Origin of the sequence: Shewanella sp. ECSMB14102, assembly GCF_000813075.1 — a bacterium.
GTDB lineage: Bacteria > Pseudomonadota > Gammaproteobacteria > Enterobacterales > Shewanellaceae > Shewanella > Shewanella indica.
The window spans coordinates 44334-70154 of record NZ_JWGX01000006.1 but is presented as its reverse complement, the minus strand read 5'-3'; the positions used below and the strand labels follow the sequence as shown (position 1 = coordinate 70154).

Annotated in this window: 19 protein-coding genes; 14 read left to right on the top strand and 5 right to left on the bottom strand. The window is 52.7% G+C overall.

Going from position 1 to position 25821, the window contains the following annotated elements; all coding sequences use genetic code 11:
* Nucleotides 1-469: 469 nt before the first annotated feature.
* The 3 genes from RC73_RS03030 (at nt 470) to RC73_RS03020 (ending at nt 3907) form a co-directional block, all read left to right on the top strand.
* Nucleotides 470-1561: a PfkB family carbohydrate kinase gene (locus tag RC73_RS03030; protein WP_039033251.1), complete on the top strand. Its 1092-nt coding sequence runs from the start codon at nt 470-472 to the stop codon at nt 1559-1561.
* Nucleotides 1555-2472, top strand: a complete 918-nt coding sequence (locus RC73_RS03025; protein ID WP_039033250.1) for a pseudouridine-5'-phosphate glycosidase — start codon at nt 1555-1557, stop codon at nt 2470-2472. Before RC73_RS03030 ends, RC73_RS03025 begins: the two co-directional genes overlap by 7 nt.
* A gap of 220 nt (nt 2473-2692) precedes the next feature.
* Nucleotides 2693-3907 carry an RsmB/NOP family class I SAM-dependent RNA methyltransferase gene (locus RC73_RS03020; RefSeq protein WP_039033249.1) on the top strand — a complete coding sequence of 405 codons (1215 nt, stop codon included), beginning with the start codon at nt 2693-2695 and terminating at the stop codon, nt 3905-3907.
* Between the two features lie 130 nt (nt 3908-4037).
* On the opposite strand, the gene RC73_RS03015 is transcribed toward RC73_RS03020, so the two are convergent.
* Together RC73_RS03015 and rsmF are read right to left on the bottom strand one after the other, a co-directional pair.
* On the bottom strand, nt 4038-4457 hold the full coding sequence (locus RC73_RS03015) for a secondary thiamine-phosphate synthase enzyme YjbQ (RefSeq protein WP_039033248.1): 420 nt from the start codon (nt 4455-4457) through the stop codon (nt 4038-4040).
* 476 nt (nt 4458-4933) lie between these two features.
* Nucleotides 4934-6337, bottom strand: coding sequence for a 16S rRNA (cytosine(1407)-C(5))-methyltransferase RsmF (gene rsmF, locus RC73_RS03005; protein ID WP_052247955.1), 1404 nt, complete (start codon nt 6335-6337; stop codon nt 4934-4936).
* Nucleotides 6338-6408: 71 nt separating this feature from the next.
* Between rsmF and RC73_RS03000 the strand changes: the two genes are divergently transcribed.
* Nucleotides 6409-7635: a nucleoside recognition domain-containing protein gene (locus RC73_RS03000; RefSeq protein WP_039033246.1), complete on the top strand. Its 1227-nt coding sequence runs from the start codon at nt 6409-6411 to the stop codon at nt 7633-7635.
* Nucleotides 7636-7698: 63 nt separating this feature from the next.
* Here RC73_RS03000 and RC73_RS02995 read toward each other — a convergent pair whose 3' ends face one another.
* Genes RC73_RS02995 through RC73_RS02985 form a run of 3 tightly spaced genes read right to left on the bottom strand, consistent with a single transcriptional unit; the run spans nt 7699 to nt 11573 of the window.
* Nucleotides 7699-10320 (bottom strand): PqiB family protein, encoded by a 2622-nt coding sequence (locus RC73_RS02995; RefSeq protein ID WP_039033245.1) that lies wholly within the window; start codon nt 10318-10320, stop codon nt 7699-7701.
* The gene (locus RC73_RS02990) at nt 10298-10936 is read right to left on the bottom strand and encodes a paraquat-inducible protein A (RefSeq protein ID WP_039033244.1); all 639 of its coding nucleotides are present in this window, start codon (nt 10934-10936) and stop codon (nt 10298-10300) included. The genes RC73_RS02995 and RC73_RS02990 overlap by 23 nt, the downstream gene beginning before the upstream one ends.
* Nucleotides 10926-11573, bottom strand: a complete 648-nt coding sequence (locus tag RC73_RS02985) for a paraquat-inducible protein A (RefSeq protein ID WP_039033313.1) — start codon at nt 11571-11573, stop codon at nt 10926-10928. The genes RC73_RS02990 and RC73_RS02985 overlap by 11 nt, the downstream gene beginning before the upstream one ends.
* 195 nt (nt 11574-11768) lie before the next feature.
* Here RC73_RS02985 and RC73_RS02980 point away from each other — a divergent pair, with 195 nt between their 5' ends.
* The 10 genes from RC73_RS02980 (at nt 11769) to RC73_RS02935 (ending at nt 25678) form a co-directional block, all read left to right on the top strand.
* A complete protein-coding gene (locus RC73_RS02980) occupies nt 11769-12056 on the top strand; it encodes a YebG family protein (protein ID WP_039033243.1) in 288 nt (95 codons plus the stop codon).
* Nucleotides 12057-12069: 13 nt separating this feature from the next.
* Nucleotides 12070-12528, top strand: a complete 459-nt coding sequence (locus RC73_RS02975; protein WP_039033242.1) for a GAF domain-containing protein — start codon at nt 12070-12072, stop codon at nt 12526-12528.
* A gap of 263 nt (nt 12529-12791) precedes the next feature.
* Nucleotides 12792-13448: an RNA chaperone ProQ gene (proQ, locus tag RC73_RS02970; protein ID WP_039033241.1), complete on the top strand. Its 657-nt coding sequence runs from the start codon at nt 12792-12794 to the stop codon at nt 13446-13448.
* A 30-nt stretch (nt 13449-13478) separates the two neighbouring features.
* Nucleotides 13479-15542 carry a carboxy terminal-processing peptidase gene (prc, locus tag RC73_RS02965; RefSeq protein WP_039033240.1) on the top strand — a complete coding sequence of 688 codons (2064 nt, stop codon included), beginning with the start codon at nt 13479-13481 and terminating at the stop codon, nt 15540-15542.
* Between the two features lie 125 nt (nt 15543-15667).
* Nucleotides 15668-18253 carry an aminopeptidase N gene (pepN, locus tag RC73_RS02960; protein ID WP_039033239.1) on the top strand — a complete coding sequence of 862 codons (2586 nt, stop codon included), beginning with the start codon at nt 15668-15670 and terminating at the stop codon, nt 18251-18253.
* A gap of 8 nt (nt 18254-18261) precedes the next feature.
* The gene (locus RC73_RS02955) at nt 18262-18477 is read left to right on the top strand and encodes a DUF2835 domain-containing protein (RefSeq protein WP_039033238.1); all 216 of its coding nucleotides are present in this window, start codon (nt 18262-18264) and stop codon (nt 18475-18477) included.
* Between the two features lie 315 nt (nt 18478-18792).
* Nucleotides 18793-20847 (top strand): DUF1302 domain-containing protein, encoded by a 2055-nt coding sequence (locus tag RC73_RS02950; protein ID WP_039033237.1) that lies wholly within the window; start codon nt 18793-18795, stop codon nt 20845-20847.
* A gap of 13 nt (nt 20848-20860) precedes the next feature.
* Nucleotides 20861-22228 carry a DUF1329 domain-containing protein gene (locus RC73_RS02945; RefSeq protein WP_039033236.1) on the top strand — a complete coding sequence of 456 codons (1368 nt, stop codon included), beginning with the start codon at nt 20861-20863 and terminating at the stop codon, nt 22226-22228.
* Between the two features lie 87 nt (nt 22229-22315).
* Nucleotides 22316-23356: a WD40/YVTN/BNR-like repeat-containing protein gene (locus RC73_RS02940; RefSeq protein WP_039033235.1), complete on the top strand. Its 1041-nt coding sequence runs from the start codon at nt 22316-22318 to the stop codon at nt 23354-23356.
* Between the two features lie 12 nt (nt 23357-23368).
* Nucleotides 23369-25678 (top strand): efflux RND transporter permease subunit, encoded by a 2310-nt coding sequence (locus RC73_RS02935; RefSeq protein ID WP_039033234.1) that lies wholly within the window; start codon nt 23369-23371, stop codon nt 25676-25678.
* Nucleotides 25679-25821 lie beyond the last annotated feature (143 nt).

Sequence of the window (25821 nt, the reverse complement as noted above, 5' to 3'; positions counted from 1 at the left end):
GAAAACCCGCCATTTTTCTATGTCTCATCAGAGCTCTGTTACTTTGATGCGAAAAAGGGTCACCGGCTTTGGTTGTCTCCAAATGGCTGTCAAGGTATCTGAATGAAAGCGAGTTGAGTTCTGCAGCAATGGAACTACCAACTCTTTGGCGGAAGAGGCTGTCCGGCAATTTATTTTACTCGCCGAAGTCTCCCATTTTGTTGAGTTTCTTTAATCAACAGCATAGCTCAGCCTCTAATTTGTTGCGGTTAACTTTGCCCCCCAAAGCACCTGTTAATCTTAGGTGTAATTTATAACGCAACTCACTGATATGTAGTGGTTAAACCTTGTTTCCTACTTGTTGGGATTTGTTGGGTGGATCACGAAGTTATCATTCGGGGTTAAATTTTACTTGCCTACACTTCATATAGTGTTTATTGTGCAAACAAAAGTTTGTCACGTAAACAAATGTTTGTGCAGGAGCGCGCCAATGACAGAACGTGAACTCGAAATTCTGGCCCTGATTAAAGCTGACCCATTGATCCCACAACAAAAACTAGCTGATCAATTGGGCATAACCCGCTCGGCAGTCGCAGGTCATATCATGAACCTGACTCATAAAGGTGTGATCCGTGGTAAGGGTTATATCCTGGTGGAGAACCCCTATGCTGTCGTGATAGGCGGTGCCAATATGGATATTCTTGGTCGGCCGACTTCCAAGCTAAGGGTAGGGGATTCCAATCCTGGCAGCGTCAGTTGCTCACCCGGCGGTGTTGGGCGCAACATTGCCGAAAACCTGGCGCGCCTGGGTTCAGATACTCGATTGGTGACGGCGATAGGCAAAGACGCTTATGGTGAGATGATTACCGCCCAGTGTCGTCAGGCCGGCGTCGATATGGGCAACAGCTTGCAGTTTGAAGACGCGGTGACCTCCACCTATCTTTCGGTATTGGATGGCGACGCCGATATGCATGTAGCCATCAATGACATGGCCATTCTTGAAAGATTGGGCCCTGAAGTGCTCAAAGGGCTTGAAGATATGCTGCGCCGCGCCGAACTTCTGGTGTTGGATACCAACCTTTCTGAAGCCGCCTTATCCTATCTTTTGAGCAACTTTCCTCAAGTTCCGGTATTTATTGACACGGTTTCCTGTGTCAAGGCGATGAAAATCAAGCCTTATCTCAACGCCATCCACACCCTCAAACCCAACCTCAAGGAAGCCGAACACCTCTCCGGCATCGAAATGCGCAGCAAAGAAGACTTAAGCGCCATCGCTAACTGGTTCCATGAACAGGGCGTCAAGCGGATCTTCCTCAGTATGGGCAGTGAAGGGGTATTTGTCAGTGATGGCGGCGAGTCGCAGATGGTGCCCACCAAGCAGGTGGAAATGGTCAACGCCAATGGCGCCGGAGATGCCTTCCTGGCCGGATTGGCTCACGGTTGGCTCAAGCAGTGGCCATTGCTGGAAACCACAGAATTTGCGATGGCAGCGGCCCGTTTGGCGCTGTCTCATATCGCGACTATCAACCCCAATATGTCTGAAATCTCTGTAAACCGTATTATCAAGGAGTCGTTATGCTGAAGCAGTATCTGGATATTCATCCTGAAGTTCAAGCAGCCCTGGAACAAGGCAAGCCGGTGGTCGCACTGGAGTCGACCATTATTTCTCATGGTATGCCGTATCCGCAGAACGTTGAGACAGCGCTCAAGGTGGAGCAGATCATCCGTGATAATGGCGCTGTGCCTGCAACTATCGCCATTCTCAAGGGCCGCCTTAAAGTGGGCATGAGCCAGGAAGAGATCAATTACCTGGGCAAGGCCGGTGAAGCCGTGATTAAAACCAGTCGCCGCGACATTCCCTTTATTGTCGCCAAAGGTGCAGACGGTGCCACCACGGTTGCTTCTACCATGATCCTGGCCGCAATGGCCGGTATTAAGGTGTTTGCTACCGGTGGTATCGGTGGTGTACACCGCGGTGCTCAGCAAACTTTCGATATCTCTGCCGATTTGCAGGAGCTGGCCAACACAGATGTGGCCGTGGTTTGTGCCGGTGCCAAGTCTATTCTGGATCTGGGCCTGACCCGTGAATATCTGGAAACGCAAGGCGTGCCTGTCGTTGGTTTCCAAACCGATAAACTGCCGGCTTTCTACACTCGCGAGAGTGACTTCGGCGTCGACTATCGCTTGGAGCAGCCGGTAGAGGTCGCTGCTGCCATGAAAGCCAAGTGGGACATGGGGCTTAAGGGCGGTATGGTGATTGCCAACCCAATTCCCCATGAGCATGCGTTGGATAAAGCACTGATCGATGGTGCCATCGCCCGCGCAGTGACTGAAATGGATGAGAAAGGCATAGGCGGCAAGGCTTCAACGCCGTTCCTGTTGGCCAAAGTTGCCGAAATTACCGAAGGTCACAGCCTGACTGCCAACATAGAGCTGGTATACAACAATGCCAAGCTGGCGGCTGAGATTGCCCGCGAGTACGTGGCTCGTTAACAAGACGGCATTCAAGGTTACTTGAGCTAACTCAACCAACCCGGCGATTGCCGGGTTTCTTTTGGGATGACATATCGCCCCTGAGCCAAAGCATGCCAAAGCTCAAATCGGGTAAATAGTGTCTTAAAACGGGATTAATCCGGCCAAAGCCACTCAAGCCCCTTGCAGAGCCGGGGGCGAACTCCTATGATCCAGCGGTTTTCCATCCCGAGGCCCAAATATGCTTAACTCCCCGCTTAGTGAACATGCCAGTGAGCTGGTCATTGCGATTCTCAATCAGGTACTGACTCAAGGTGCGCCACTGGACCGCGCCTACTCAAAGCAGTTTGCACCTGAGCGGCTCAAGCCTTGGGAGCAAGCCAGAATTGCTCTGGTCACCGGGGATATTTTGCGCCGTTTAAGTTATTACAGTTTTTTGGCTGATGTTGCAGCGGAGCAAATTGAGCGTGAAGGCACCAGGCTCATCAACGCCTGGCATATGGCCAATGGCCTTGAGCTGCCGAAAATGCGCTACGCGCTGCAGATGGACAGTGAACTGCTTGAGCAGCGGATGGCGGCGGCCCAAGCACAGCCTGCGCTGCTCGATGGTTGCCCGCAATGGCTCGAAGCGCTAGGGAGTGAACAACTGGGGGACAACTGGCCGGCGGAGCGCCACGCCTTGACTCAGGCCCCCAAACGTTATCTGCGCACCAATTTACTTAAGTGCAGCCGGGAAGAACTCAAGGCTCGTCTTGCCAAGGAAGGGGTGGAGACTTGTGAAGTCCCCGAGGTTGCCAGTGCTCTTGAAGTGATTTCCGATTCAGCGCTGTTTCGCACCGAATGCTTTAAGTCGGGCTGGTTTGAGCAGCAGGATGCCGGCTCGCAACATGTTGCCGAAGCCCTTGGGGTCGAACCCGGGATGCGGGTCATTGATGCCTGCGCCGGTGCCGGCGGCAAGACGCTGCACCTGGCCGCCAAAATGCAGGGCAAGGGACGATTACTGGCGATGGATGTCGAGCAGTGGAAGCTGGATAACCTTAAGCAGCGGGCCCGCCGCGCCGGCGCCCACAATGTGGAAACCCGGCTTATTGCATCAAGCAAGACCATCAAACGTTTGAAACTCAGCGCCGACAGGGTACTTTTAGATGTGCCTTGCTCAGGACTTGGGGTGCTGAAACGCAACCCGGACACCAAATGGCGTGATACCCCTGAGCGCTTGCCGGTGCTGATGGAGCTGCAGGAGCATATTCTCGGCAGTTACAGCCGCATGGTGAAGGTGGGCGGGATCCTGGTTTATGCCACTTGCTCGATTATGCCGCAGGAAAACGAGCAGCAGGTAGCGCGTTTTCTGAAGCAGCAAAGCCATTTCCGCTTACTCGATGAGGAAACCATCAGCCCGGCCAAAACCGGTTTCGATGGCTTCTATCTGGCAAGAATTGAGCGGATAGCCGAGTAACAATCAAGCCTGTTTGAGTCATATTGACTTAAACAGGCGGTTTTACATCCGCCTCAAAAAGCATCTCAACAAAAGCATCTCAACAAAAACCGCGCCGCTCACACTTACCGGTTTGCCTAGTCTTGCCGCTTTATTCCCCCTGCAGGGTCAACAGCAGGCGGCGCCGACCACCATTGTCTCTGTGCTCGCCAAGATAGATCCCTTGCCAGGTGCCCAATGCCAGCTGTCCGGCGCTGACAGGCAGTAGCAAACTGGTGCCCAGCAGGCTGGATTTAATATGGGCCGGCATATCATCGGCGCCCTCATAGGTGTGGCGAAAGTAAGGAGTATCTTCGGCCACGGCGTGATTGAACCAAGCCTCAAAATCCTGCCGCACCGTGGGATCGGCGTTTTCGTTGAGCGTCAGCGAGGCAGAGGTATGCAGCAGTTGCAGGTGCAACAGGCCGCAACTGACGTAAGGCATATCATCAAGAGCCTTGGCAATATCCTCGCTTATTAAATGAAAACCACGTTGCTTGGGGCTTAAGGTCAATTGTTGCTGACGCCACATTGGCACTCCTTAAAACGGTTAACATCAAAAGAAACAGCCTTTAGACAATGCATTGTATCTCTTTCAATGTTGTCACTCCAAGAAGAAGAGGTGCCTGCCCTAACCGCAGAGCAGGATATTAAATGCCCGGGTGATAAGGTGTTTACCTGGTTTGTTGTAACCTTAGTGGCAGTAAATAAAAGTTATGAGCTGTTATTCAGCTGGAAAGTGGGCAAAAAAAGGCCCAAAACTATTCCAATTGTTTTGGGCCTAGGGGAATGGCTCATGGTTGAGCCGTGCGCTAATGTTGAGATCCGACAGGGTTGGCTATCTCTGAATAAATATTAGCCGATAACCGCTGAAAGATGCATTTAGACAGTGGATTTGTTAGCACTAATTGTTATAAGGTATAACCAAAATGCGAGCGCTGAAACAGATTGACTGGGTAATCCACTCTTTTTAATGGAATACTAACTATAGCAGCTTAGTGTTTGGGTTCAGGACAGACAAATTTTGTCTTTGACCAGTTCCCGCGGTAGATTGTTTTTCAGCCGGTTGCCCAGATGTTTACCCAGCCCAAGCACTTGCCCGCCCCAGGTCAATACCAGCTCACCACGGGCCTTTTCACTGCCATCCAGCGCGATATCCCGTCCCATCAGATAAGCCTGAGCCTCAGGCTCTGTAACTTCATAACCCTTGTCGGCGGTTACTCCCAAGGCCATTAAGGCTTCATGGCGCAGTTTCAACCCATGCTTACTGTCATCGGCAAGTTTAAGGCCGATACGTTGATAACGCATCTTGCCGATAAAGGGCTCAAAGTCGCTGGGAAACAGCCAGTACTCCTGATCCCTTATCCAGAGGCTGCCTTCGGGAAGCGTTTTGCCAAGCAACCGCTGCAACTCGGCGGCGATGGCCTGTTCCTGTTTGGCACTGGCGGGATTGAAAGGAAACTGCTTTTGCTGTTTGGGTTCATCACTTTCGCGCGCCACTGAACTCAGTTTACGCACCTTGGCAACAAAGAAACCTTCGCTGTCATAGATTTGCGGCCAAATATGCAAGAATCCCTCGGCAGTGCAGGCTTTTTCTGCCCCGGTAAACAGTGAATCAAGTGACTCAAAGACCACGGCAGCGCCATATTTTTGCTTGAGGTGTTGCAGTACGGCCTGGTTTTCCTGGTTGTTGAGGGTACAGGTGGAGTACACCATTACCCCGCCTGGCTTAAGTGCCAGAAAGGCGGAATCTATCAGGTCCCTCTGGGTGGCGGCAATGTCGGCTATCTCCTGTGGATCCCAGTGTTTGAGGGCATCCGGATCCTTACGTACCGTGCCTTCACCGCTACAGGGGGCATCGAGCAACACGGCATCCATGGATTCATACTGGTATTGGCCGAACACCCTGGCATCGAAGTGGGTCAGTGCCGTATTGCTGACCCCCATTCTCTGCAGATTGGCATGAAGCACTTTGACGCGGCTGGAGGAGTATTCGTTGGCGATCAGCACGCCTCCATTGGCCATCATGGCCGCCATTTGTGTGGTCTTGGATCCCGGCGCCGAGGCCATATCCAGCACCCGCTCCATTCCGGGTTCAAGCAGCGCCGCGGGTGGCAGCATGGAGCTCGCCTCCTGAATGTAAAACAGCCCTTGCTGATGTTCGATACAGTTTCCGGGCTGGCTATCACCCGCCTGGTACCAAAAGCCTTCTGGGCACCAGGGAATGGTTTCAAACTGCCAGCCTTTGGCTTGCATTCTCGAGAGGAATTCATCGACGCTGATTTTGAGGGTGTTGACCCGCAAGGCGGCTCTCAATGGTAAGCTGCAAAAGTGAATAAAATCCTCGAGCTTGAGATGTTCTGGCAGATCCTTGGCGATACTGTTGATAAAATTCTGATTTAATTGAACCATAAACAAAAAGGGTGACCCCGGGATGGCGGCAGTATAGCACACTCGGGCGCGGCGACTGTGGGGTGTTTTAGGTGTTGAACCGGGTTTGGAGTCTGTTCTTTATTATCGCGCTCGGAGCGATTTTGCTGCGTTTGATGAGCGGCGATGCGACCGTTCTCAATGAGTCTGTCACGGCGATGTTTGACAGCGCCAAATTGGCCGCGGAAATAGCCCTGGGATTGATTGGGGTGTTGACCCTGTGGATGGGGCTGATGCGTCTCGGGGAAAAAGCCGGAGTGATTGCAGCCATCGCCTGGGTATTTGAGCCGCTGCTCAGCAAGTTGATGCCGGAAGTGCCAAGAGGCCATCCCGCCTATGGCAGCGTCACCATGAACCTGACCGCCAATATGCTGGGCTTGGACAATGCCGCCACGCCATTGGGACTTAAGGCGATGGCGGATCTGCAAAGCCTGAACCCCGACAAGAAGACCGCCACCAACGCCCAGATCCTGTTCTTGGTGCTCAATACCTCTTCCGTGACTTTGGTACCCGTGACGGTTTTTCTGTACCGGGCGCAGCAAGGGGCAGCTGATCCTGCCGATATTTTCCTGCCTATTTTGCTTTCGACCCTGGGCTCGACCCTGGCAGGTTTGAGTCTGGTGGCGCTGGTGCAAAGGATACGTTTGCTGGATTGGGTGGTGCTGGGTTATGGCGCGATACTGCTCGGCGGTCTCAGTGCCGGTGTGATGTACCTGTTGACCCTGGGAGCCGAGCGGATCGGCGAAGTCTCCGCCATGCTGGGGAACGGTTTGCTGCTGGGGATCATCTTTGCCTTTGTGTTGGTGGCGCTGCTTAGGCGGGTGGCGGTTTACGATGAGTTTATCGAAGGGGCCAAGTCGGGGTTTGAACAGTCGGTGCGGCTCATTCCTTATCTGCTGGCCATGTTGCTGGCGATAGCCTTACTGCGCGCCTCCGGCGCGCTGGATTATCTACTCGGGGTTATTGCCGCTTTGGTGAGCCATATGGGGATGGATGGCCGCTTTATCGATGCCTTGCCAACCGCCCTGATGAAGCCTTTGAGCGGCTCAGGCGCCAGAGCCATGATGCTGGAAACCATGGCCCATTACGGCGTCGATTCTTTTGCCGGCAGGCTGGCGGCCATTTTCCAGGGCAGTACTGAAACCACATTTTATGTGCTGGCGGTGTATTTTGGTGCTGTCGGTATCCGCAATGGCCGCCATGCATTGTCCTGTGGTTTGTTTGCCGATCTGGCGGGTATCTGCACTGCTATTGCGGTGTGTTATTGGTTTTATGGCTGAGGTGAAACATAGGTAGGATTGCAGAGTTAAAAAAACGGGGCTCAGATGAGCCCCGTTTGGGTTTTATGGCTGGCTGAGTCTTGGACGCCAATCGAGCCAGTCGCGCTCGGGTTTATCATGAAGTGGCATCAGGCTCTGGTTTTCAAGCGGTTTACTGCTTTGGTTGTCGAGCTCAGTGACCACTCCTATGCCGCCGGCGAGTATGGTTTCCAATGAGCCGGTTTCGATTTGGGCTCCGGAAAACAGCCCCAAATCGACCCGAATACCGGACAAGTCGTAGAACCTGCTGCTCTGGTTGATAAGATGCCGATAGGGCGCGGCAATCTGAGTCTGGATCCAGACTTCATCGCCCTTGGGCGCCAGCCGGTAACTGGTTACATCGCCAATTTGAATGCCGCGAAAGAAGATCCCTGTGCCTACGTTGACCGAGCCCAGGCTGGGCTTGCTCAGCACCAGTTGCAGCGCATCGGCCTCTGGGGCAACCGCCGTGTGTACTTGGCCATTGAACTGTTGGCTTACTTCGGCGGCTTGGCCCGGCAGGGCACTGATATAGGCGCCGGTCAGCAGGGTTTCCGGTGCCTTTATGCCCTTAAGGGATATTTCGGCGTTGACCAAGCTGTAGCGACTGTCGCTTTTGAGAAACGGCTCGGCATAACGGCCATAGAGAAAGGCACTGAGTTGCTGGCTGTGGAGATCCTCACTCAAGGTTACCCGGGTGACTTCACCAATCTGATGCCCCTGATAGCGGATAGCGGCACCTGGTTTGATAGTGGCACTGGCCGGGAAACTCAGCCCAATGGCAACGGCCTGATTGCGTGCCAGTGACTCGGAGGCATAAAGCTGCTTATTGTTGGGCTCGCCTTGCTCCAAAAAGCCCAAACTGATACTGCCCTTGATGGCACCGGCCAGCGGTGCGACATCCAGCTTGACTCCCGAAAGTCCGGCATCGATTGACACCGCCTGGTTGCGCCAAAACACGGCATTGGGTTTGAGCAGGGGCGCAAAGGTATGGTCTATGGCGAGCGCAATGGCAAATCTGTCATCCTGGCTCTGCCAACTGACCTGTTTCACCTGACCTATCTGCATCTTCTTGTAGTAGACAGGTGCGCCCGGGCTCAAGTCGGCGCCATCATCGCTGTAGAGTTGCCATTTTAGCTGCTCCATGCCTTGGTAATAGTGGCCGGCCTCGGCACTCGAGGCAAACAGCGGCAGCGGTTTGGAAAGATCGGCGCCCTTGCGGCTTTGGCCGCGTCTTAAGCTGACACTGCCCTTGGTGAGGGTCGCAAAATCGCCGCTCTTGAGGCTGACGCCATCCAGTGAGGCGTTGAAGTCCAGTGCGGCTTCGGCGATGAAGTCACTGCCTTGAGTCAGCAACGGGGCAAATTCGGGCAACACCTCGGCCTGGTACTCTACCGAATTGAAGTCCCGGCTCAGGGCAACTGAAGTGACCTTGCCTATGGCGATCTTCTTGTACCTCAGCTCGGCCTCAGGGCTGATGCCGGGGTTTTCATCGGCTCTAAGCGTTATCTTTAGCGCCTTGGCCTTACTGAGATCCGGTGCCTGCTCGGCCAAGGCGTAACGGGTTTGAGCCTCGCCCGTACCCGGGAGAAAGGCGATGGCATCGCCGCTCAGCAATCGGCCCGGGTGTTTTATGCCGGACAGTGACAGCTCGGCGCCTTCACGCCAAAACTGCGCCGTGCCGGTCAAAAGACTCGAGTAGGGGGCGTCCAGGCGGGCATGCAGCGCCACGCCGTCATCGGCCAGCGCTATCTCTTCGATTTCCCCTATGGGCAAACCTCGATAGAGAATGGGGCTGCCCTTGGCGAGGCCTTCGGCGTTGTTTGCCGACAGAATAAAGCTGGCGCCGCCACTGGCTTCTATTTCATTGTCGTATAGGGTGAAGTTGTCGCCGTTCTTTGCATGCTTTGAGTTTTCTGGGGAATCAAAGTTGATGCCGCCGGCGAGTATCGCCGCCAAGCTCTCGGCACTGACTTTGACGCCGGAAAGCGAGGCGTTGATCTCTATGCCGGAGACATTCCAGAAGCGGGAATCCTTTTTGACCAGATAGGCATATTGTTCCTGAATAAAGGCGCTTAGCAGCAATTTGTCGCTGTTGTCGAGTCGATAGCTGACCACACTGCCGACCGGTACCTGGCGATAGAATACCGGAGAGCCCACATCCAGTGAGCCAAGGCGCTCGGCGCTCAGTTCAATCACTAAACCATCATTACTGGGCAGCACCGGCGGGGCAGAGCGCTCGGCCTCGTAGCGGTAACGCGAATCGCCATCCCCGGGGTGAATACCTATATAGTTCCCCGAGAACAAGGCATCCAAACCCTCGACACCTGTGATGGATGCCTTGGGTGTCACCAGCCAGAACTTGGTTTCATCCTTGAGGAAAGGCTCGGCGCGGTAGTCCATCAAGACATCGACGTTAACGCCCTGCAGCTCTTCATCGATGGAGATATCCACCACCTTGCCGACGGTCAGGCCCTGATAGCGCACCAGTGTCTTGCCCACATCCATACCGCTGGCACTGGGGAAGTGGATCCGCACTTCAATGCCGGACTCCTTGATGCTCTTCAGCCCCAGCCAAGCGCCTAAAGCCAACGCCACTATAGGTAACAGCCAGATGGGGGAAAAAAGCTTCTTTTTGACTATTTTAGGCTTTTCGATTTGCGTCATCTTCAGTGTCCAGTTGATCCCAAAGTAAACGTGTGTCCAACACCTTGGCCGCAAGTTGGGTAAAGAGGATGACCAAGGCAAACGCAGTTGCTGCCGGCGCCGGCTTGGCGTCCAGCAATTGCCCCATATTAACCAGGGCAACGGTAATGGATATGACAAACAGATCCAGCATAGACCAGCGTCCAATCCATTCTATGATATGAAACCCAGCCATCAGTGGCCGTTTGGGGATAGGCAGGTTGAAACTGATCGCCGTCAGATAGAAAGCCAGGCCGATAATCTTCAGCCAGGGCACCAGAATACTGGCGGTAAAGACTATGATGGCGATGGGTAACATATCCGACTGTACCAGATGGGTGATGCCGGAAAAAATGGTGTCGTAGGTAACCTTGCCCTGTTTGGTGAGCATGGTAATGGGATAGATGTTGGCCGGGATTAACAAGATGGCTGCAGTGATCAGCAAGGCCCAGCTTTTTTGCAGACTGGTTTCGTCCCTTAGCCTGAGTGGGTTTTGGCAGCGGCTGCAGTACTCATCCTCTATCAGGTTGAGTTTCTTGCAGGCAGGGCAGGTGCACATGCCCATGTCTTTGCCCTGGATCTGCTTTCTAGCTTTCATCGAGAAAACTCCACATATGCTCCAGGTTATATTCGCGCTGCAGGAAGAGAGTCACCAAAAACAGCATGGTAAAACAAAAGGTTCCCATGCCAAAGTAAACATCGGAGAAGTCGGACAACTGAAAGGCGGAAACCAGGAAACTGATCACATAAATTTCCAGCATGGTCATTTGCGACAGCAGGCCTTGCTTCTTGAGCAGCCAGGTGAGAACCCCTCGCCAGAAGTGATGCTGCACCAGACCTGCCTTGATGATCAGCACTTGGATAAAAATCGATAGGTTGAGTACTCCGGGGGCGATGACGGCCGCCACCAACACAGCAATCCCCACTATCCAATAACCTTGGTCCATCACCGCCAAGGCGCCCTGGTATGCGGTCGTGGTTCTGACACTGCCGAGAAAGTGCATTTCCAGCACGGGTAGCAGCATGGCGGGCAGATAAAACAGCAGGGCGCTGATACATAGCGCCAGCATGCCATTGATGGAGCAGTAGGGGGCATCATAAAGCGCCGTATGGCATCTTGGACAAAGCGCTCTGACGCCGGAGGGCAGGGCACGTTTGCTCACCGCCAGATCACAGGCGCGGCAGAGCACTATGCTGCAGTCCGGTTTGTTGTCGCTTGGATTATACGCTTTCAAATGCTGGATATGTCCTGTTCTGGCCATGGTGACCCAAGCTTAATCGTCAACACGCTAACAGCGCTGCTTGTGGTCCATTGGAGTGAGTCGACAAAACAAACTCGCAAATACTATCAGAAAGAGCGCGTCTCTTGCATCTATAGCGCATTTTATGTCAATCTATTTACTGTATATTTAAACAGTGTAAGGAAGGTCATGGCCGTTATAACTCAGTACGTTGTGGTCAGAGAAGGGGTTGAGAAGATGACATTTACATCTAAGAAGGAGGCTGACGCCTACGATAAGATGCTCGACATCGCGGATAACTTAATCCCCTTTATCCAAGGTAGTGAATTGGAATTGGATGATAATACAACGGAAAAACTTGCTTTTTATTTAGCTTCTCATAAAGATACATTGGCGAATCTGCTCAAGGGCGCCCCGGTAAAAGCGCCGGCTCCCGCCAAGAGCAGCAAGAAAAAGACGGAATCAGAAAAAGCATAACCCGGAACCCCAGATGAAAGCTCAGTTTTACGATACGCTCAACCGTCAGGTACAGGCACTGTTTGCCGGTGAAGACGATATGATTTGTGCCATGGCCAACTTCTCTGCTTTGTTGAATGAACACCTTGAGGACATCAATTGGGTGGGCTTTTATCTGCTCAAAGGCGAGCAATTGGTGCTTGGGCCGTTTCAAGGCAAACTGGCATGCACCCGAATTCCAATGGGTAAAGGTGTCTGTGGCACCGCGGCTGCCAAGGCCGAGACTCAGTTGGTTGAGGATGTACATCAGTTTGCCGGACATATCGCTTGTGATGCCGCCAGTAACTCGGAAATTGTGATCCCTGTTTACCAAAAGGGTGAGCTGATTGCCGTACTGGATATCGACAGCCCCAGCCTGTCGCGTTTCGATAAAGAGGATCAAACCGGACTGGAGAGCCTGGTGCAGAGTCTGGAAAAGTGCTTATTTGGTTAATTCCCGTACAATCTGCCACAATTGATGGTCGCAATAAGGCGCACGCAGCTTATAATAGGCGGCTGCTCTGAGGGCCAAATGACCGTTTGTGGTGCTTGGTCGTATCAGGCTGAAATGTTAAGTTTTGTGTCATGCCTTTGGCTATGGCTGAATGCATGCTAATTTGTACGTTATCCCCCAAGGGGTTAACGAAGATGAACGACGCCGTGAGTACAGCAGACCTAACTGACCACTGACGTCCCCTGTTAACTGTGGAAGTAATGATGGAATCAACAGAAAAGTTGACCGACACCAACGCTATTCTGGCGTATTTGTATGAAACATTTCCTTTGTGCTTTATCGCTGAAGGAGAAACCAAACCACTGAAGATAGGACTGTTTCAGGATTTGGCTGAAAGGTTGGCTGATGATTCCAAAGTCAGTAAGACCCAACTTAGGGTCGCCCTGAGACGCTACACCAACAGTTGGCGTTATCTTAAGTGCATCAAGGAAGGCGCACAGCGAGTGGATCTCGATGGTAACCCTTGCGGCGAGCTGGATCCGGAGCATATTGAACATGCCAAGGCCACGCTGAAAGAGAGCCAGGAAAAGGCCAAGGCCCGCCGTGCGGCTGAGCCTGCCAAAGAAGGCGAAGCCAAGAAAAACAGGCCTGCGCGCAAGCCACGTCCTCAGGGGGATAAGCCCCGCAACGAGCGTCCTCGTAGTGACAAGAAAGTGGCCCGTAAGCCGAAGCCCGCTGCTCCAGCCGTGGAACTGGTTCCAGCCGTGTTGGAAGAGCTGAAACCTTCACAGCGAGTGAATGTCAAATTGGGTATGACGCCGGTAGCCGGTGTGATCCTCGACATCAATAAAGAAGATGTTCACGTTCAACTGGATTCCGGCCTGTCAGTCAAGGTCCGTGTGGAACATATTCTGCTGTAAAATCATCAAATAGAAAGGAGTAACTTGCTGATGCGAAAATTTATTCTTGCTGCATCGATCGCCAGTGTCTTTATGGGTTCCCAGGCGCTGGCTATCTCACCGGCAGTCCCGGTCAGCGAGTTACCCCATCTGCAACAGGAGCCGCAACACAAGGTTGCCAGTAAAAGGATAACCGGCCTGTTCAGTCGCTCCCATTATCACAGATTCGATCTGGATGATGCTTTTTCTCAGCAGATCTTCAAGCGCTACCTCGAACAGCTTGACTATCGCCGCAATGTATTATTGCAGAGCGATATCGACAGCTTTAAAGTCTATGCCAACCAGTTTGACGATATGGTGCGTAGCGGCGATCTGGAACCTGCGTACAAGATGTACGATCTGGTGCAGCAGCGCCGTTATGAGCGTTTTGTCTATGCCTTGAGTTTGCTCGATAAAGAGATGGACTTTGATCAGGCAGGCGATGCTTATGTCTTTGATCGTAAAGATGCCGCCTGGCCCAAGGACGAGGCAGAGCTCAATGAGCTGTGGCGTCAGCGGGTCAAGTACGATGCCCTTAACCTTAAGCTTACCGGTAAAGAGTGGCCGGAGATTGTTGAAATGCTGGGTAAGCGCTACAACAACGCCATCAAACGCCTGAAGCAAACCAACAGCGAAGACGTGTTCCAGGGGCTGATGAATGCCTTTGCCCGCAGTGTCGAGCCGCACACCAGTTATCTGTCTCCCCGTAATGCCGAACGTTTCCAGATGGAGATGAACCTGAGCCTGGAAGGGATAGGTGCCGTGTTGCAGATGGAAGATGACTACACGGTTATCAAGAGTCTGGTGGCTGGTGGCCCGGCAGCGCTGAGTGAGAAGTTGGCGCCGGAAGATAAAATTGTCGGTGTGGGTCAGGAAGGCAAGGAGATGGTCGATGTTATCGGCTGGCGTCTGGATGATGTGGTTGAGCTCATCAAGGGCCCCAAAGGTAGCAAAGTAACCCTGCAGGTGCTGCCCAAAAAAGGCGGCTCCAATGCTAAACCCATCAATGTGACTGTGGTGCGGGACAAAATCCGTCTCGAAGACAGGGCGGCGACTTCCAAGATAGTTGAGCCGGATACCGGTCCTTACGCCCAGCGTAAAATCGGTGTTATTCAGATCCCTGGCTTCTATATGGACTTATCCCGCGATGTGGCCAAAGAGTTACAAACCCTTAATGAAGCTAAGGTTGAAGGTGTGATTGTTGACCTGCGCGGTAACGGTGGTGGCGCCTTGACTGAAGCAACCTTGCTCACTGGGCTGTTTATCGACCAGGGACCTGTGGTGCAAATTCGTGACGCCAATGGTCGCATCAGTGAAAACCGTGACAACGACGGCAAGAGCTATTACGACGGCCCACTCACAGTGATGGTTGACCGTTACTCGGCCTCGGCCTCGGAAATTTTTGCCGCTGCATTGCAGGATTATGGCCGCGCCTTGATTATTGGTGAATCGACATTCGGTAAGGGCACAGTGCAGCAGCACAAGAGCCTTGGCCGTATCTACGACCTGTATGAAAAGCCGGTTGGTCATGTGCAGTACACCATAGCCAAATTCTACCGTATCAATGGTGGCAGCACCCAGTTGAAAGGGGTGACTCCGGATATCCCGTTCCCCAGTGCGTTGGAGCCGGGTGAATACGGTGAAGCGGAAGAAGACAATGCTCTGCCATGGGATAAGGTCCCTGTCGCCAAGTACCAGCCTTTGGGTGAAATTGGCGCAGAGATGGTCAGCAATCTTGCGAAACGCCACCAGAGTAGGATACAGCAGGACGTTGAGTTCGGTTATATACTGCAGGATATAGGCGAGTTCAAGAAACACCATAAAGAGAAGAGTGTTTCTCTGGTGGAAAGCGAGCGTCTGGCCGAACGGGATAAGGACGATCAAAAACAGTTGGCCCGCCTCAACGAACGTCGGGTTGACCATGGTCTCGAGCCCTTGAAGTCTCTGGATGACGATGAAAATGTCTCCGAAGATGAGAAAAAAATCGAGACTCCGGATGCCTTCCTCGATGAAGCCGTCTATATCACTTTGGATATGGTGGACTATCAGAAATTGGCAAAAAACAGCGCAAATTGATGCTGGATCCAGGAAACATAAAAACGCGCTGATTGCGCGTTTTTTGTTTGCTTCCAGCGCTCACAGAGGCAAGATCAGTCAACGAACTCAGCGACTGCCAGTGCCCAACGAATTAAGGATGACCTATGTCTGAAGCACAAAACCTTTCCCCGGACCAACTGCAAGCCAAGCGCCTGGCTGATTATCGTCCACCGGCGTTTTTGATCCCAGAACTGTCCCTCTCATTTCAGCTCGAACCCAAGCAAACCCGGGTGACTGCGGTCAGCCAGGTTAAGCGCAACGGCAATCACAATGAACCTCTGCAGCTTGACGGTGACGAGCTGGAATTGGAACAGCTGTTGGTTAACGGTGAACCGGCCGACTATCGCCTCGAGCCGGGTAAACTGCTGCTTGAAACTGAACTCAACGGATTTGAATTGACTCTGGTGACTCGTATCAGCCCGGCCGATAACTCGGCATTGGAAGGTCTGTACATGTCTGATGGCGCCTATTGCACTCAATGTGAGGCGGAAGGTTTCAGACGCATCACCTATTTTCTCGACCGTCCCGATGTGCTGGCCAAATACCAGGTACGTATCGAAGCCGACAAGGCGTTTCCTTTCTTGCTTTCCAACGGCAACTTGCTGGAGAAAGGGGAGATGGCCGATGGTCGTCATTTCGCCGTCTGGCAAGACCCTTTCCCTAAACCCGCGTACTTGTTTGCGCTGGTTGCCGGTGACTTTGACCTGTTGGAAGACAGTTTTACCACCCGCTCCGGCAGAGAGGTTAAACTGCAGGTGTTTGTCGACAAGGGTAACCAGCATAAGGCCGGACACGCCATGGCTTCATTGAAAAAGGCGATGGCCTGGGACGAGTCACGCTTTGACCTCGAGTATGATCTCGATATCTACATGGTGGTGGCAGTAGACTTCTTTAACATGGGCGCCATGGAAAACAAGGGCCTGAATGTTTTCAACACCAAGTATGTGTTGGCAGATAATGACACTGCGACCGATGATGACTTCCACGGCATAGAGTCCGTTATTGGTCACGAATATTTTCACAACTGGACCGGCAACCGGGTAACTTGCCGTGACTGGTTCCAGCTGAGCCTGAAAGAGGGGCTGACCGTATTTCGCGATCAGGAATTCAGCTCAGATCTCGGCTCCCGGGCCGTCAACCGTATTCATGCCATTAAGGTTATCAAGAATCAGCAGTTCGCCGAGGACTCGGGGCCGATGTCGCATCCTATTCGCCCCGAAAGCGTGATAGAGATGAATAACTTCTACACAGTCACTGTTTACAACAAGGGCGCCGAAGTGATCCGCATGATGCACACCCTGCTGGGTGAGCAGGCCTTCCAGGCGGGGATGAAGCTTTATTTCGAGCGTCACGACGGCCAGGCGGTTACCTGTGATGACTTTGTCGCTGCTATGGAAGATGCCTCAGGTAAAGATCTGACTCAGTTCCGCCTCTGGTATAGCCAGGCGGGCACCCCTCAGGTGGCAGTGACTGATGAGTATGATGCAAGCACAGAGACTTACCGCCTGCACCTCAAACAGTTCACTCCAGTGCGCGCCGGAGAAGCGGCCAAGGCACCATTGCATATTCCGTTCAGTCTGGAACTGCTGGGCAATGATGGCAGCTCCTTGGTCAACCAAGTGTTTGATTTTACTCAGGCCGAGCAGACATTGGAGTTCAAGGGTATCAGTGCCCGTCCAATTCCTTCGCTGTTGCAGGACTTTTCGGCGCCGGTGAAGCTCAAGTATGACTACAGCACAATGCAGCTGCTCTGCTTACTGCGCCATGCCGGCAGTGAAGTGGCCCGTTGGGAAGCGGCTATGAGCCTCTTCAGCCGCGCCGTGTGGGCCAATGTGACCTTACTTGAACAGGGGCAGGGGATGCATCTGGATCCTCGGGTTGTCGACGGCTTCAGAGGCGTGATGCTGGACGAATCCTTGGATAAGGGCCTTGCGGCCGAAATCCTCAAGCTGCTTTCAGTGTCTTCCTTGATTGAACAGGCCGATAAGGTGGAATTGGATGCCCTGTTGCTGGCACGCGACTTTGTGATTGAAGCCATCGCCAGTGGCTGTGAAGATGAGCTGTTGGCCCGTTATCGTCAATTACTGTCGCGGGATGACGCCGCCGCCCGCAGTTTGAAAAACACCCTGCTTTGGCTGCTGGCCAAAGTCTCTGATGAACATGAGTCCTTGATTGAACAGCAGTTTGCCTCGGCCTCTGGTATGACAGATGCGCTGGGCGCGCTGCTTGCCGCTAACGATGCCGATAGTCAGTGCCGTGATGCCCTGATGCAGGCATTCGAGCAGCGCTGGAATAAGACTCCTCTGGTGATGGACAAGTGGTTCAGTCTGCAGGCGATGGCGACAGATGATGAGGTGATCGCCAGACTCGAGACCCTGTTGCAACATCCGGCCTTCAGTCTGAATAATCCCAACCGGGTTCGTTCTCTGGTGGGGAGTTTTGCCGCGGCCAATGTGCGTCAATTCCACCGCTTGGACGGCAAGGGATATGCTTTCCTTACCGCCATGCTCAAACAGCTCAATAGCCTCAACCCGCAAGTGGCAGCACGGATCATCACTCCGCTGATCCAGTTTGCCAAGTTTGATGACGAGCGCCAGGCCAAAATGAAGGCTTGTCTGCAGGAGTTGTTGGCTATGCCTGAGTTGTCACGGGATCTTTATGAGAAGGTCAGCCGCGCACTGGAAGACTGAGTACAAAGATGGAATTTTACTTTCGCCTCAATCTGAGTTATCAGGACTTTTTGCCTTACTATCAAGGTATTGCTGAAAATGTTGAGGTCAGGGAAAAGGGTGGCAAGATCCTCTGGATCAACGGCCGCCGCTTACGTCCTTTTCTGACTGCCGATGGTATTTATGGTGAATTCCATCTCAGATTAGACCGGGATGGAAAGTTCATTTCCTTGAAACAAATTTAGAGTAATTACTTAAAACGGCCGACTTAATCAGTCGGCTGTTTTGTATCCAGGTAACAAAGGTTAATCCATTGAAATCAATTGGGTTATATTTGTTAACCTCCGATATCCTTTCCACACTCGATAAAAATTTAAATTTCCACGCCTTTCCTGAATGACGGATCCGTCTTAAGTCCCCAAATCTGCACAATAAATTTCTCCGTCTCTGCCTTGCTCATCAGCATTAATTGCTGTAACAATGGTGTTGCCTGTGAGCTAACAAGATGTTGGTTGAGACTCCTATAACAATTAATCCAGCAGGTTACGGAGAAGCGATAAATGAAAACAGTGATAAACCGTTTTAACAAGTCGGCGCTCGCTTTGGGGGTGGCGTCGGCACTGAGTTTAGGGATGATCCCCAGTGTCGAAGCGGTATCGTTCAAATGGGGCGAAGTGGATGGCTCCTTTGATTCGACCTGGACCTTGGGCGCCAGTTGGCGCGTGGAAGGACGAGACTGGGATGGTCAGATAGGGAAAGTCAACCATCCAAGATTCGATTGGAGCGGCTATTCGGCTTTCACCGACACCAAGTACACGGCCGCCGAGATCTGGGCGCAACCCGGTTCCTATTCCAGTAACAATGACTTGAGTAACCTGCTGTATTCTAAGGGTGATACTACCTCGGAAATTTTCAAGGGATTGCACGAGCTGTCGCTCAAGTATGAGAATTTCGGTATTTTCGCCCGTGGAATGTATTTTTACGATCGTAAATTGAACGACAGAATTTACGATTTTAATGACCCTCTGACCGGCAACCGCTACGACCCTTGCGCCGACAAGCGCGCCAAAGAAGTGCAGTGTAAGGATATCCGTCTGCTGGATGCTTTTGCCTATGCCAACTTTGATTTTAACGATGGCGCCAATCCCTTGACTATCCGTGTGGGTAATCAGGTGGTCTCATGGGGGGAAAGTACGCTTATTTCCCATGGTATTGCGGTAATTAACCCGGTTGATTTGAACATACTCAACGCACCGGGCGCCGAATTGAAAGAGGCCTTCAGGCCGCAAGGTATGGTGTGGGCTTCTTTTGGGGTGACAGAAAACCTGTCGCTGGAAGCTTTCTATCAATATGACTGGGAGCCTATCTGGGTTCCGACTCCCGGGTCGATTTTCGGCACCAACGACTTTGTCGGTTACGGTGGCTACAACCAAAACGCCCAGCTCGGCTTCAACGCCAACCCGGATATCAATCTCGATTTCCTGACCCAGGAATATAACCGCCTGTCCAACATGATAGCCTCAGGGCAGAGCATTCCAACGGAGCAGTTGGTGCAGATGGCGCTGGCTTATCCCACTAAGGTGACATTGGTGGAAGATGAAGCTGCTCCCAGCGATTCCGGTCAGTACGGCATCAAGCTGGGTTACTACGCCCCGGAGCTGGGTGAAACCGAGTTTGGTTTTTATTACATGAATTACCATAGCCGCCGTCCACTCATCAGTGGTACCACGGCGGACTTCAGCACAGGCGCACTGCTGTCTGATATGGCGGTGCTTGGGCAAAACGCCGGCAATATCAACCGTGAAGTACTGCTTAGCCTGGATAGCTTCTCCAAGGCCCAGGTGGTTTATCCGGAAGATATCAAACTTTACGGCTTTAGTTTTAATACCTTGATAGGCGATACCTCTGTGGCAGGTGAAATTGCACATCGCCAGGATGAGCCGCTACAGATTGATGATGTGGAACTCTTGTTTGCCGCTATGCCACAACAGCTGGCCAACGCAGGACTAAGGCCGGATCTTGATGGATTGTCTCAGTACACTTCCCATGTCAAGGATGTCGGTCCGGGTGAATACGCCGAGGGTTATATCCGTCTCGATACTACTCAGGCGCAGATGACCTTTACCCACTTGTTTGGCCCGACGCTGGGTACCGATAACCTGGTGATGCTCGCCGAAGTCGGCGGGGTATGGATCCATGATATGCCGGGTTTCGATGAACTCAGACTCAATGGTCCAGGTACAGGGCGCAGCGGCGGCAATCCGAATATGCCAGGCATCATTGAAGCGTTGCATAATGGTCCTGAAACCAATCCGTTCCCGACAGATTTCGCCTGGGGTTACCGGATTGTCGCCAAGGCCGATTTCAACAACGTGTTCTCCGGCATCAATATGTCACCTCGAGTGATTTTCTCCCATGACGTTGATGGTATCACCCCGGATCCTATGTTTCTGTTTACCGAAGGTCGCAAGTCTGTGGCACTGGGGCTCAGCTTTGACTACCAGAGCCGCTGGGGCGCCGATCTTTCCTATAACAGTTTCTTTGGTGGGGTAGGCACAACCAATGCGATGGCCGATCGCGATTATGTGTCTTTCAACGTTAAGTTTTCGATCTGATAAGGACAATAAAATGAGAACGATAGCTATATTGTCTGCTGCTGTAATCCTGGCTTTGGGGGCCACCACAGCTGTAGAAGCCAAGGTTTCCGAGGCCGATGTGGCCAAACTGGGTACCAGCCTGACACCACTCGGGGCTGAAAAGGGCCCCAATGCCGATGGTAGTATTCCGGCTTGGGACGGCGGCATTACCACACCTCCTGCCAGTTATAAAAAAGGCATGCATCACCCCGATCCCTTTCCGGATGACAAGCCGCTGGTGACGGTTACCGCAGCCAATAAGGATCAATACAAGGAGTTCCTGACGCCGGGACAACAGAAGATGTTTGAAACCTATCCTGATAGTTTCAAAATGAACATCTATCAGACCCGGCGTACCGCTTCTGTGCCGCAGTTTATTTATGATGCCACCAAGGCCAATGCGCCGAGAGCGACTCTGGTCTCAGAGGGCAATGGTGTCGATGGCGCGTCTATAGGTATTCCTTTCCCCATTCCTGCCAATGGACTGGAAGCCATCTGGAACCATATTCTCAGATTCCGCGGTGTTGATATCGAAACCGAACGTAATCAGGCGGCGCCTACCGCCAGCGGCGATTACACTTTGGTGGAAATGGCCGAAGAGATACGTTTCGAATACTCTCGCCCTGAAGCAAACTTGGAAGAGCTGAAAAAGAACAACATTCTGTTTGAATTCAAACAGGTGGTGACGCAGCCCGCGCGTTTGGCCGGTACTGCGCTGTTGGTGAAAGAAACCATGGATCAGGAGAAGGAACCCCGCCAGGCCTGGACCTACAACACTGGGCAGCGCCGGGTGAGAAAGGCGCCCAACGTGGCCTTTGACACGCCCGGCACGGTTTCTGATGGTCTGCGTACCACGGATGATTTCGATATGTTCAACGGCTCGCCTTCCCGTTATAACTGGGAGTTGCTGGGCAAGAAAGAGATCTTCATTCCTTACAACGACTACCGTCTGCATTCGGATAAGGTCAAGTACAGTGAGCTACTCAAACCCGGTCACCTAAACCCCGATTATATTCGCTATGAAAAGCACAGAGTCTGGGTGGTCAAGGCCAGCTTGAAAGAGGGCATGCGTCATATCTACAAGACTCGGGTCTTCTATCTGGATGAGGACTCCTGGCAGGTCTCAATCGCCGATCTGTACGACAACCGTGACGAACTGTATCGGGTTGCCATGGCCCATGGTCTGAACTATTACGAGGTGCCGACTCATTGGAGTACTCTCGAGGTGTATTACGATCTGCAGTCTCGTCGTTATATCGCCATAGGTTTGGATAACGAAGGCCGTATGTATGACTTCGATGCCAAGTTATCCGAGGCCAACTTCACCCCGGCTGCGCTGCGCCGCGAGGGAATACGTTAAACCTTCGTTATCTAATGGGAGGCTAAGGTCGCCCAGTAGAAAATTCCAGGGGCGCGTGCGCCCCTTTTAACCCTAAGGAAGTCTGTAATGTCGTATCGCATGCTTCAAGCAGCGGCTCTGGGCCTTGGCATACTCACATTTCAGGGCGCGATTTCGCCCCTTCACGCCGAAACGCAATCTGCAACCCGGGCTCTTACCGGTCAGCTGCAGCCTTTGGCGGTTCACTCTTTGATGTTGGATATTGCTCAGGCCGGCAGCACTATGGTGGCGGTCGGTGAGCGCGGTCATATCTTAAGGCTCAGCGCCGATGCCAATCAGTGGCAACAAGTGGCGACACCGAGTCAGGCGCAGTTGACCAAGGTATTTTTTCTCGATGCCAACCATGGCTGGGCAGTGGGCCATGATGCCACCATTCTTGTCACCCAAGATGGCGGGCTCTCCTGGCAGCAACAGTTCAGTTCGCCTGAGCTTGCCCGGCCCTTGCTGGATGTTTGGTTTGCCGACTCGCAAAACGGCATAGCCGTTGGCGCCTATGGTTTATTTCTGCGCACCACAGATGGCGGCCAAAGCTGGCTGAAAGAGTTTCATCCCGAGCTCTTGAGCCAAGATGACGCCGATTATCTGGCGGATCTTAAACAGCAGGATGAAGAGGCCTATCGGGCCGAATCCGACTCAATTTTGCCCCATTTCAATCGGGTCATCGCCCTTGATGATCAGCGTTTACTCATGGTCGGCGAGTTGGGGATGGTAGCCATTTCCGAAGATGGCGGCCGTTTGTGGCAGCGACAGGATTTTATTTATGACGGCTCTTTGTTCAATGCCATAGAAGGGGATAACCAGCTCTATGTGTTTGGTCTGCGAGGGCATGCCTTCAGCGCCCCGAAAGATATGGGTCAGTGGCAGGAGATAAAGATGCCGCTTGAATCGACCCTCAATGCGGCGGTGGAGGTCAAAGGGGGTCTGTTGCTGGTCGGCAATGGCGGCGCCGTTATTCGTCTGGATAACAACTTACACGCTGAGCTGGTAACCCAGCGCAGAGGGGAAAACTTAACGGCAGTTGCTGTTGACCCCAAGGGCCGGTTATGGATAGCCGGGACCAAAGGGCTTTTCGAACTAAAACAACAATAAAGGGCCATTATTATGTTAGACAGATTGGTCAATGGGATTGAGAGTTTTCTCTTTCGCAATCGTATCGGAGTGATACTGCTGTTTGCGCTGACCACGGTATTTTTGGGCTTTCAGGCCAGTCAGCTGAAAATGGATGCGGCATTTGTCAAAAACATTCCGCTGCATCATCCCTATATGCAGACCTACCTCAAACACCAGAAGCAGTTTGGCGGCGCCAACTCAATCATGGTGGCGGTAGAAGACAGCAGCGGTAATATTTTCAATCCGGCGTTTTTCGACACCTTCAAGAATGTGCATGATCAACTGTTCTTTATTCCCGGGGTAGAGCGCTCTCAGGTGAAATCCCTGTTTTCGCCGTCGACACGTTTTACCGAAGTGGTGGAAGACGGCTTTGCCGGAGGGCCGGTGATCCCGGCGGATTTCAGCACCACAGAAGCTGGGCTTGAACGGGTTAGAGGCAATATCGAAAAAGCCGGCATAGTCGGCCGTCTGGTGGCAGAGGATTACAGCGCCGCCATGGTGACAGCGCAACTGATGGATTTTGATCCGCAAACCGGCGAGCCATTGGATACTTTGGCGTTTGCCGCGCAACTGGAAGAGCAACTCAGAGGCCAGTTTGAAAAAGATGGCATAAAGATTCACATCATAGGCTTTGCCAAGATGGCCGGTGATGTGGCAGACGGGGCCAAAGGAGTGCTGCTGTTTTTCCTGATAGCCATTTTGGTCACGGCCCTGATGGTATATCTCTTCTCCCGCTCCATGGTGTTGACCCTGCTGCCTTTGGTGTGCAGCTTGATAGCCGTGGTTTGGCAGCTTGGGCTCTTGACCGTGGTGGGCTTTGGCTTGGATCCCATGTCGATTCTGGTGCCGTTTTTGGTATTTGCCATAGGTGTCAGCCACGGGGTACAGATGATCAACGCCATCCGCAAGCGGGTCGCCGATGGTCTGAGTACCAAGGTGGCCGCGGCTTCGGCGTTTCGTAGCCTCTTGGTACCGGGCGGGGTCGCCTTGCTGTCGGATACCATAGGTTTTATGACCTTGTTGGCAATCGATATCGGCATTATACGTGAGTTGGCGATTTCCGCATCGCTTGGGGTAGCAGTGATCATCCTGACCAACCTGATACTCTTGCCTTTGGTGATCTCCTTCTTCCAGATAAAGGCCGCGAAAGCGAATGCGGTCACCGAGGCCAAGACAGCGGCCTTTTGGCAAAAGCTCACCTGTTTTGCTACGCCCAAATATGCTGTGGTGGTAGTGGCGGCCACCGCGCTGCTTTATCTGGGCGGATTGCAGCAAGCGGGCAAGATGCAAATCGGCGATCTTCAGGGCGGAGCACCGGCGCTGCATCAGGACTCCCGTTATAACCAGGACACCTTCTTTATTACCGATCATTTTTCTATCACCACAGACGTGATGAGCGTGATAGTGGAAGCCTATCCAGAGGCCTGTACCTATCACTCGGCGTTGGAGAAGATTGACAGGTTTGAATGGTTGGCGCGCAACACACCGGGGGTTGAGTTTACCGCCAGTATCGCCTCGGTGGCACGCCAGGTGAATGCCGGTTTCAATGAGGGCAGCCCCAAGTGGCAGGTATTACCAAGAAGCCCGGCGAGCCTGGCGCAACTGGTGTCACAAATTCCTACCAGCACAGGTTTGCTGAATGGCGATTGCTCTGTGATGCCCGTGTATCTGTTCCTTAAAGATCACAAGGCGGAAACCATAGAGCAAGTGGTGAGCAAGGTGAAGCTGCTGGCCGCCGAAATGGACGACGACAAGTTGAGCTTTAAACTCGCCTCCGGCCCGGTGGGGGTGATGGCAGCGACCAACGAGGCGGTCGCCGAAGCGCAATTGCCTATGATGCTGTATGTCTATGGCGCGGTGTTTATCCTCTGTCTGATAAGCTTCCGTTCGCTGAAAGCCACGGTTGCGGTGATCCTGCCTCTGTATGTGGTATCGACATTGGCGCAGGCACTGATGACCTGGCTGGATATCGGCCTGACGGTAAGCACTTTGCCGGTTATTGCCCTCGGGGTGGGTATCGGGGTGGACTATGGCATCTATATCCTGTCGACCATGGCGGTGAAACTGCGCGATGGCATGGCAGTGCAGCAGGCCTATTTCGAAGCCTTGATGGAGCGAGGCAGTGCGGTCATCTTCACCGGTCTGACCTTGGCCATTGGGGTGAGTACTTGGTTCTTCTCTGCTCTTAAGTTCCAGATGGATATGGGAATTTTGCTTACCTTCATGTTTGTGGTCAACATGCTGGGGGCCATAATTATCCTGCCAGCACTGGTGGCACTTTTCTGGCGCAAACACAGCTAGTGATAGGGGCAGGGGAAGAAGTTTCTCCTGCCCCTGCTGAATAGTTAGTCTGTTTATCCGATTACTTCTTCACCACTCCCTTCAATATCCCGTCATTGCTGGATTTGTACAGGATGTACCACTAAAATTTTGCTCGAATTATG

What these genes read in the sequence shown, in the direction of transcription:
- RC73_RS02995 (WP_039033245.1), bottom strand. Translation starts at nt 10,320, where the DNA reads ATGACGCAAATCGAAAAGCCTAAAATAGTCAAAAAGAAGCTTTTTTCC.
- RC73_RS03015 (WP_039033248.1), bottom strand. Translation starts at nt 4,457, where the DNA reads ATGTGGCGTCAGCAACAATTGACCTTAAGCCCCAAGCAACGTGGTTTT.
- RC73_RS03030 (WP_039033251.1), top strand. Translation starts at nt 470, where the DNA reads ATGACAGAACGTGAACTCGAAATTCTGGCCCTGATTAAAGCTGACCCA.
- pepN (WP_039033239.1), top strand. Translation starts at nt 15,668, where the DNA reads ATGTCTGAAGCACAAAACCTTTCCCCGGACCAACTGCAAGCCAAGCGC.
- proQ (WP_039033241.1), top strand. Translation starts at nt 12,792, where the DNA reads ATGGAATCAACAGAAAAGTTGACCGACACCAACGCTATTCTGGCGTAT.
- RC73_RS02990 (WP_039033244.1), bottom strand. Translation starts at nt 10,936, where the DNA reads ATGAAAGCTAGAAAGCAGATCCAGGGCAAAGACATGGGCATGTGCACC.
- prc (WP_039033240.1), top strand. Translation starts at nt 13,479, where the DNA reads ATGCGAAAATTTATTCTTGCTGCATCGATCGCCAGTGTCTTTATGGGT.
- RC73_RS03025 (WP_039033250.1), top strand. Translation starts at nt 1,555, where the DNA reads ATGCTGAAGCAGTATCTGGATATTCATCCTGAAGTTCAAGCAGCCCTG.
- RC73_RS03020 (WP_039033249.1), top strand. Translation starts at nt 2,693, where the DNA reads ATGCTTAACTCCCCGCTTAGTGAACATGCCAGTGAGCTGGTCATTGCG.
- rsmF (WP_052247955.1), bottom strand. Translation starts at nt 6,337, where the DNA reads ATGGTTCAATTAAATCAGAATTTTATCAACAGTATCGCCAAGGATCTG.
- RC73_RS02980 (WP_039033243.1), top strand. Translation starts at nt 11,769, where the DNA reads ATGGCCGTTATAACTCAGTACGTTGTGGTCAGAGAAGGGGTTGAGAAG.
- RC73_RS02955 (WP_039033238.1), top strand. Translation starts at nt 18,262, where the DNA reads ATGGAATTTTACTTTCGCCTCAATCTGAGTTATCAGGACTTTTTGCCT.
- RC73_RS02950 (WP_039033237.1), top strand. Translation starts at nt 18,793, where the DNA reads ATGAAAACAGTGATAAACCGTTTTAACAAGTCGGCGCTCGCTTTGGGG.
- RC73_RS02945 (WP_039033236.1), top strand. Translation starts at nt 20,861, where the DNA reads ATGAGAACGATAGCTATATTGTCTGCTGCTGTAATCCTGGCTTTGGGG.
- RC73_RS02935 (WP_039033234.1), top strand. Translation starts at nt 23,369, where the DNA reads ATGTTAGACAGATTGGTCAATGGGATTGAGAGTTTTCTCTTTCGCAAT.
- RC73_RS02975 (WP_039033242.1), top strand. Translation starts at nt 12,070, where the DNA reads ATGAAAGCTCAGTTTTACGATACGCTCAACCGTCAGGTACAGGCACTG.
- RC73_RS02940 (WP_039033235.1), top strand. Translation starts at nt 22,316, where the DNA reads ATGTCGTATCGCATGCTTCAAGCAGCGGCTCTGGGCCTTGGCATACTC.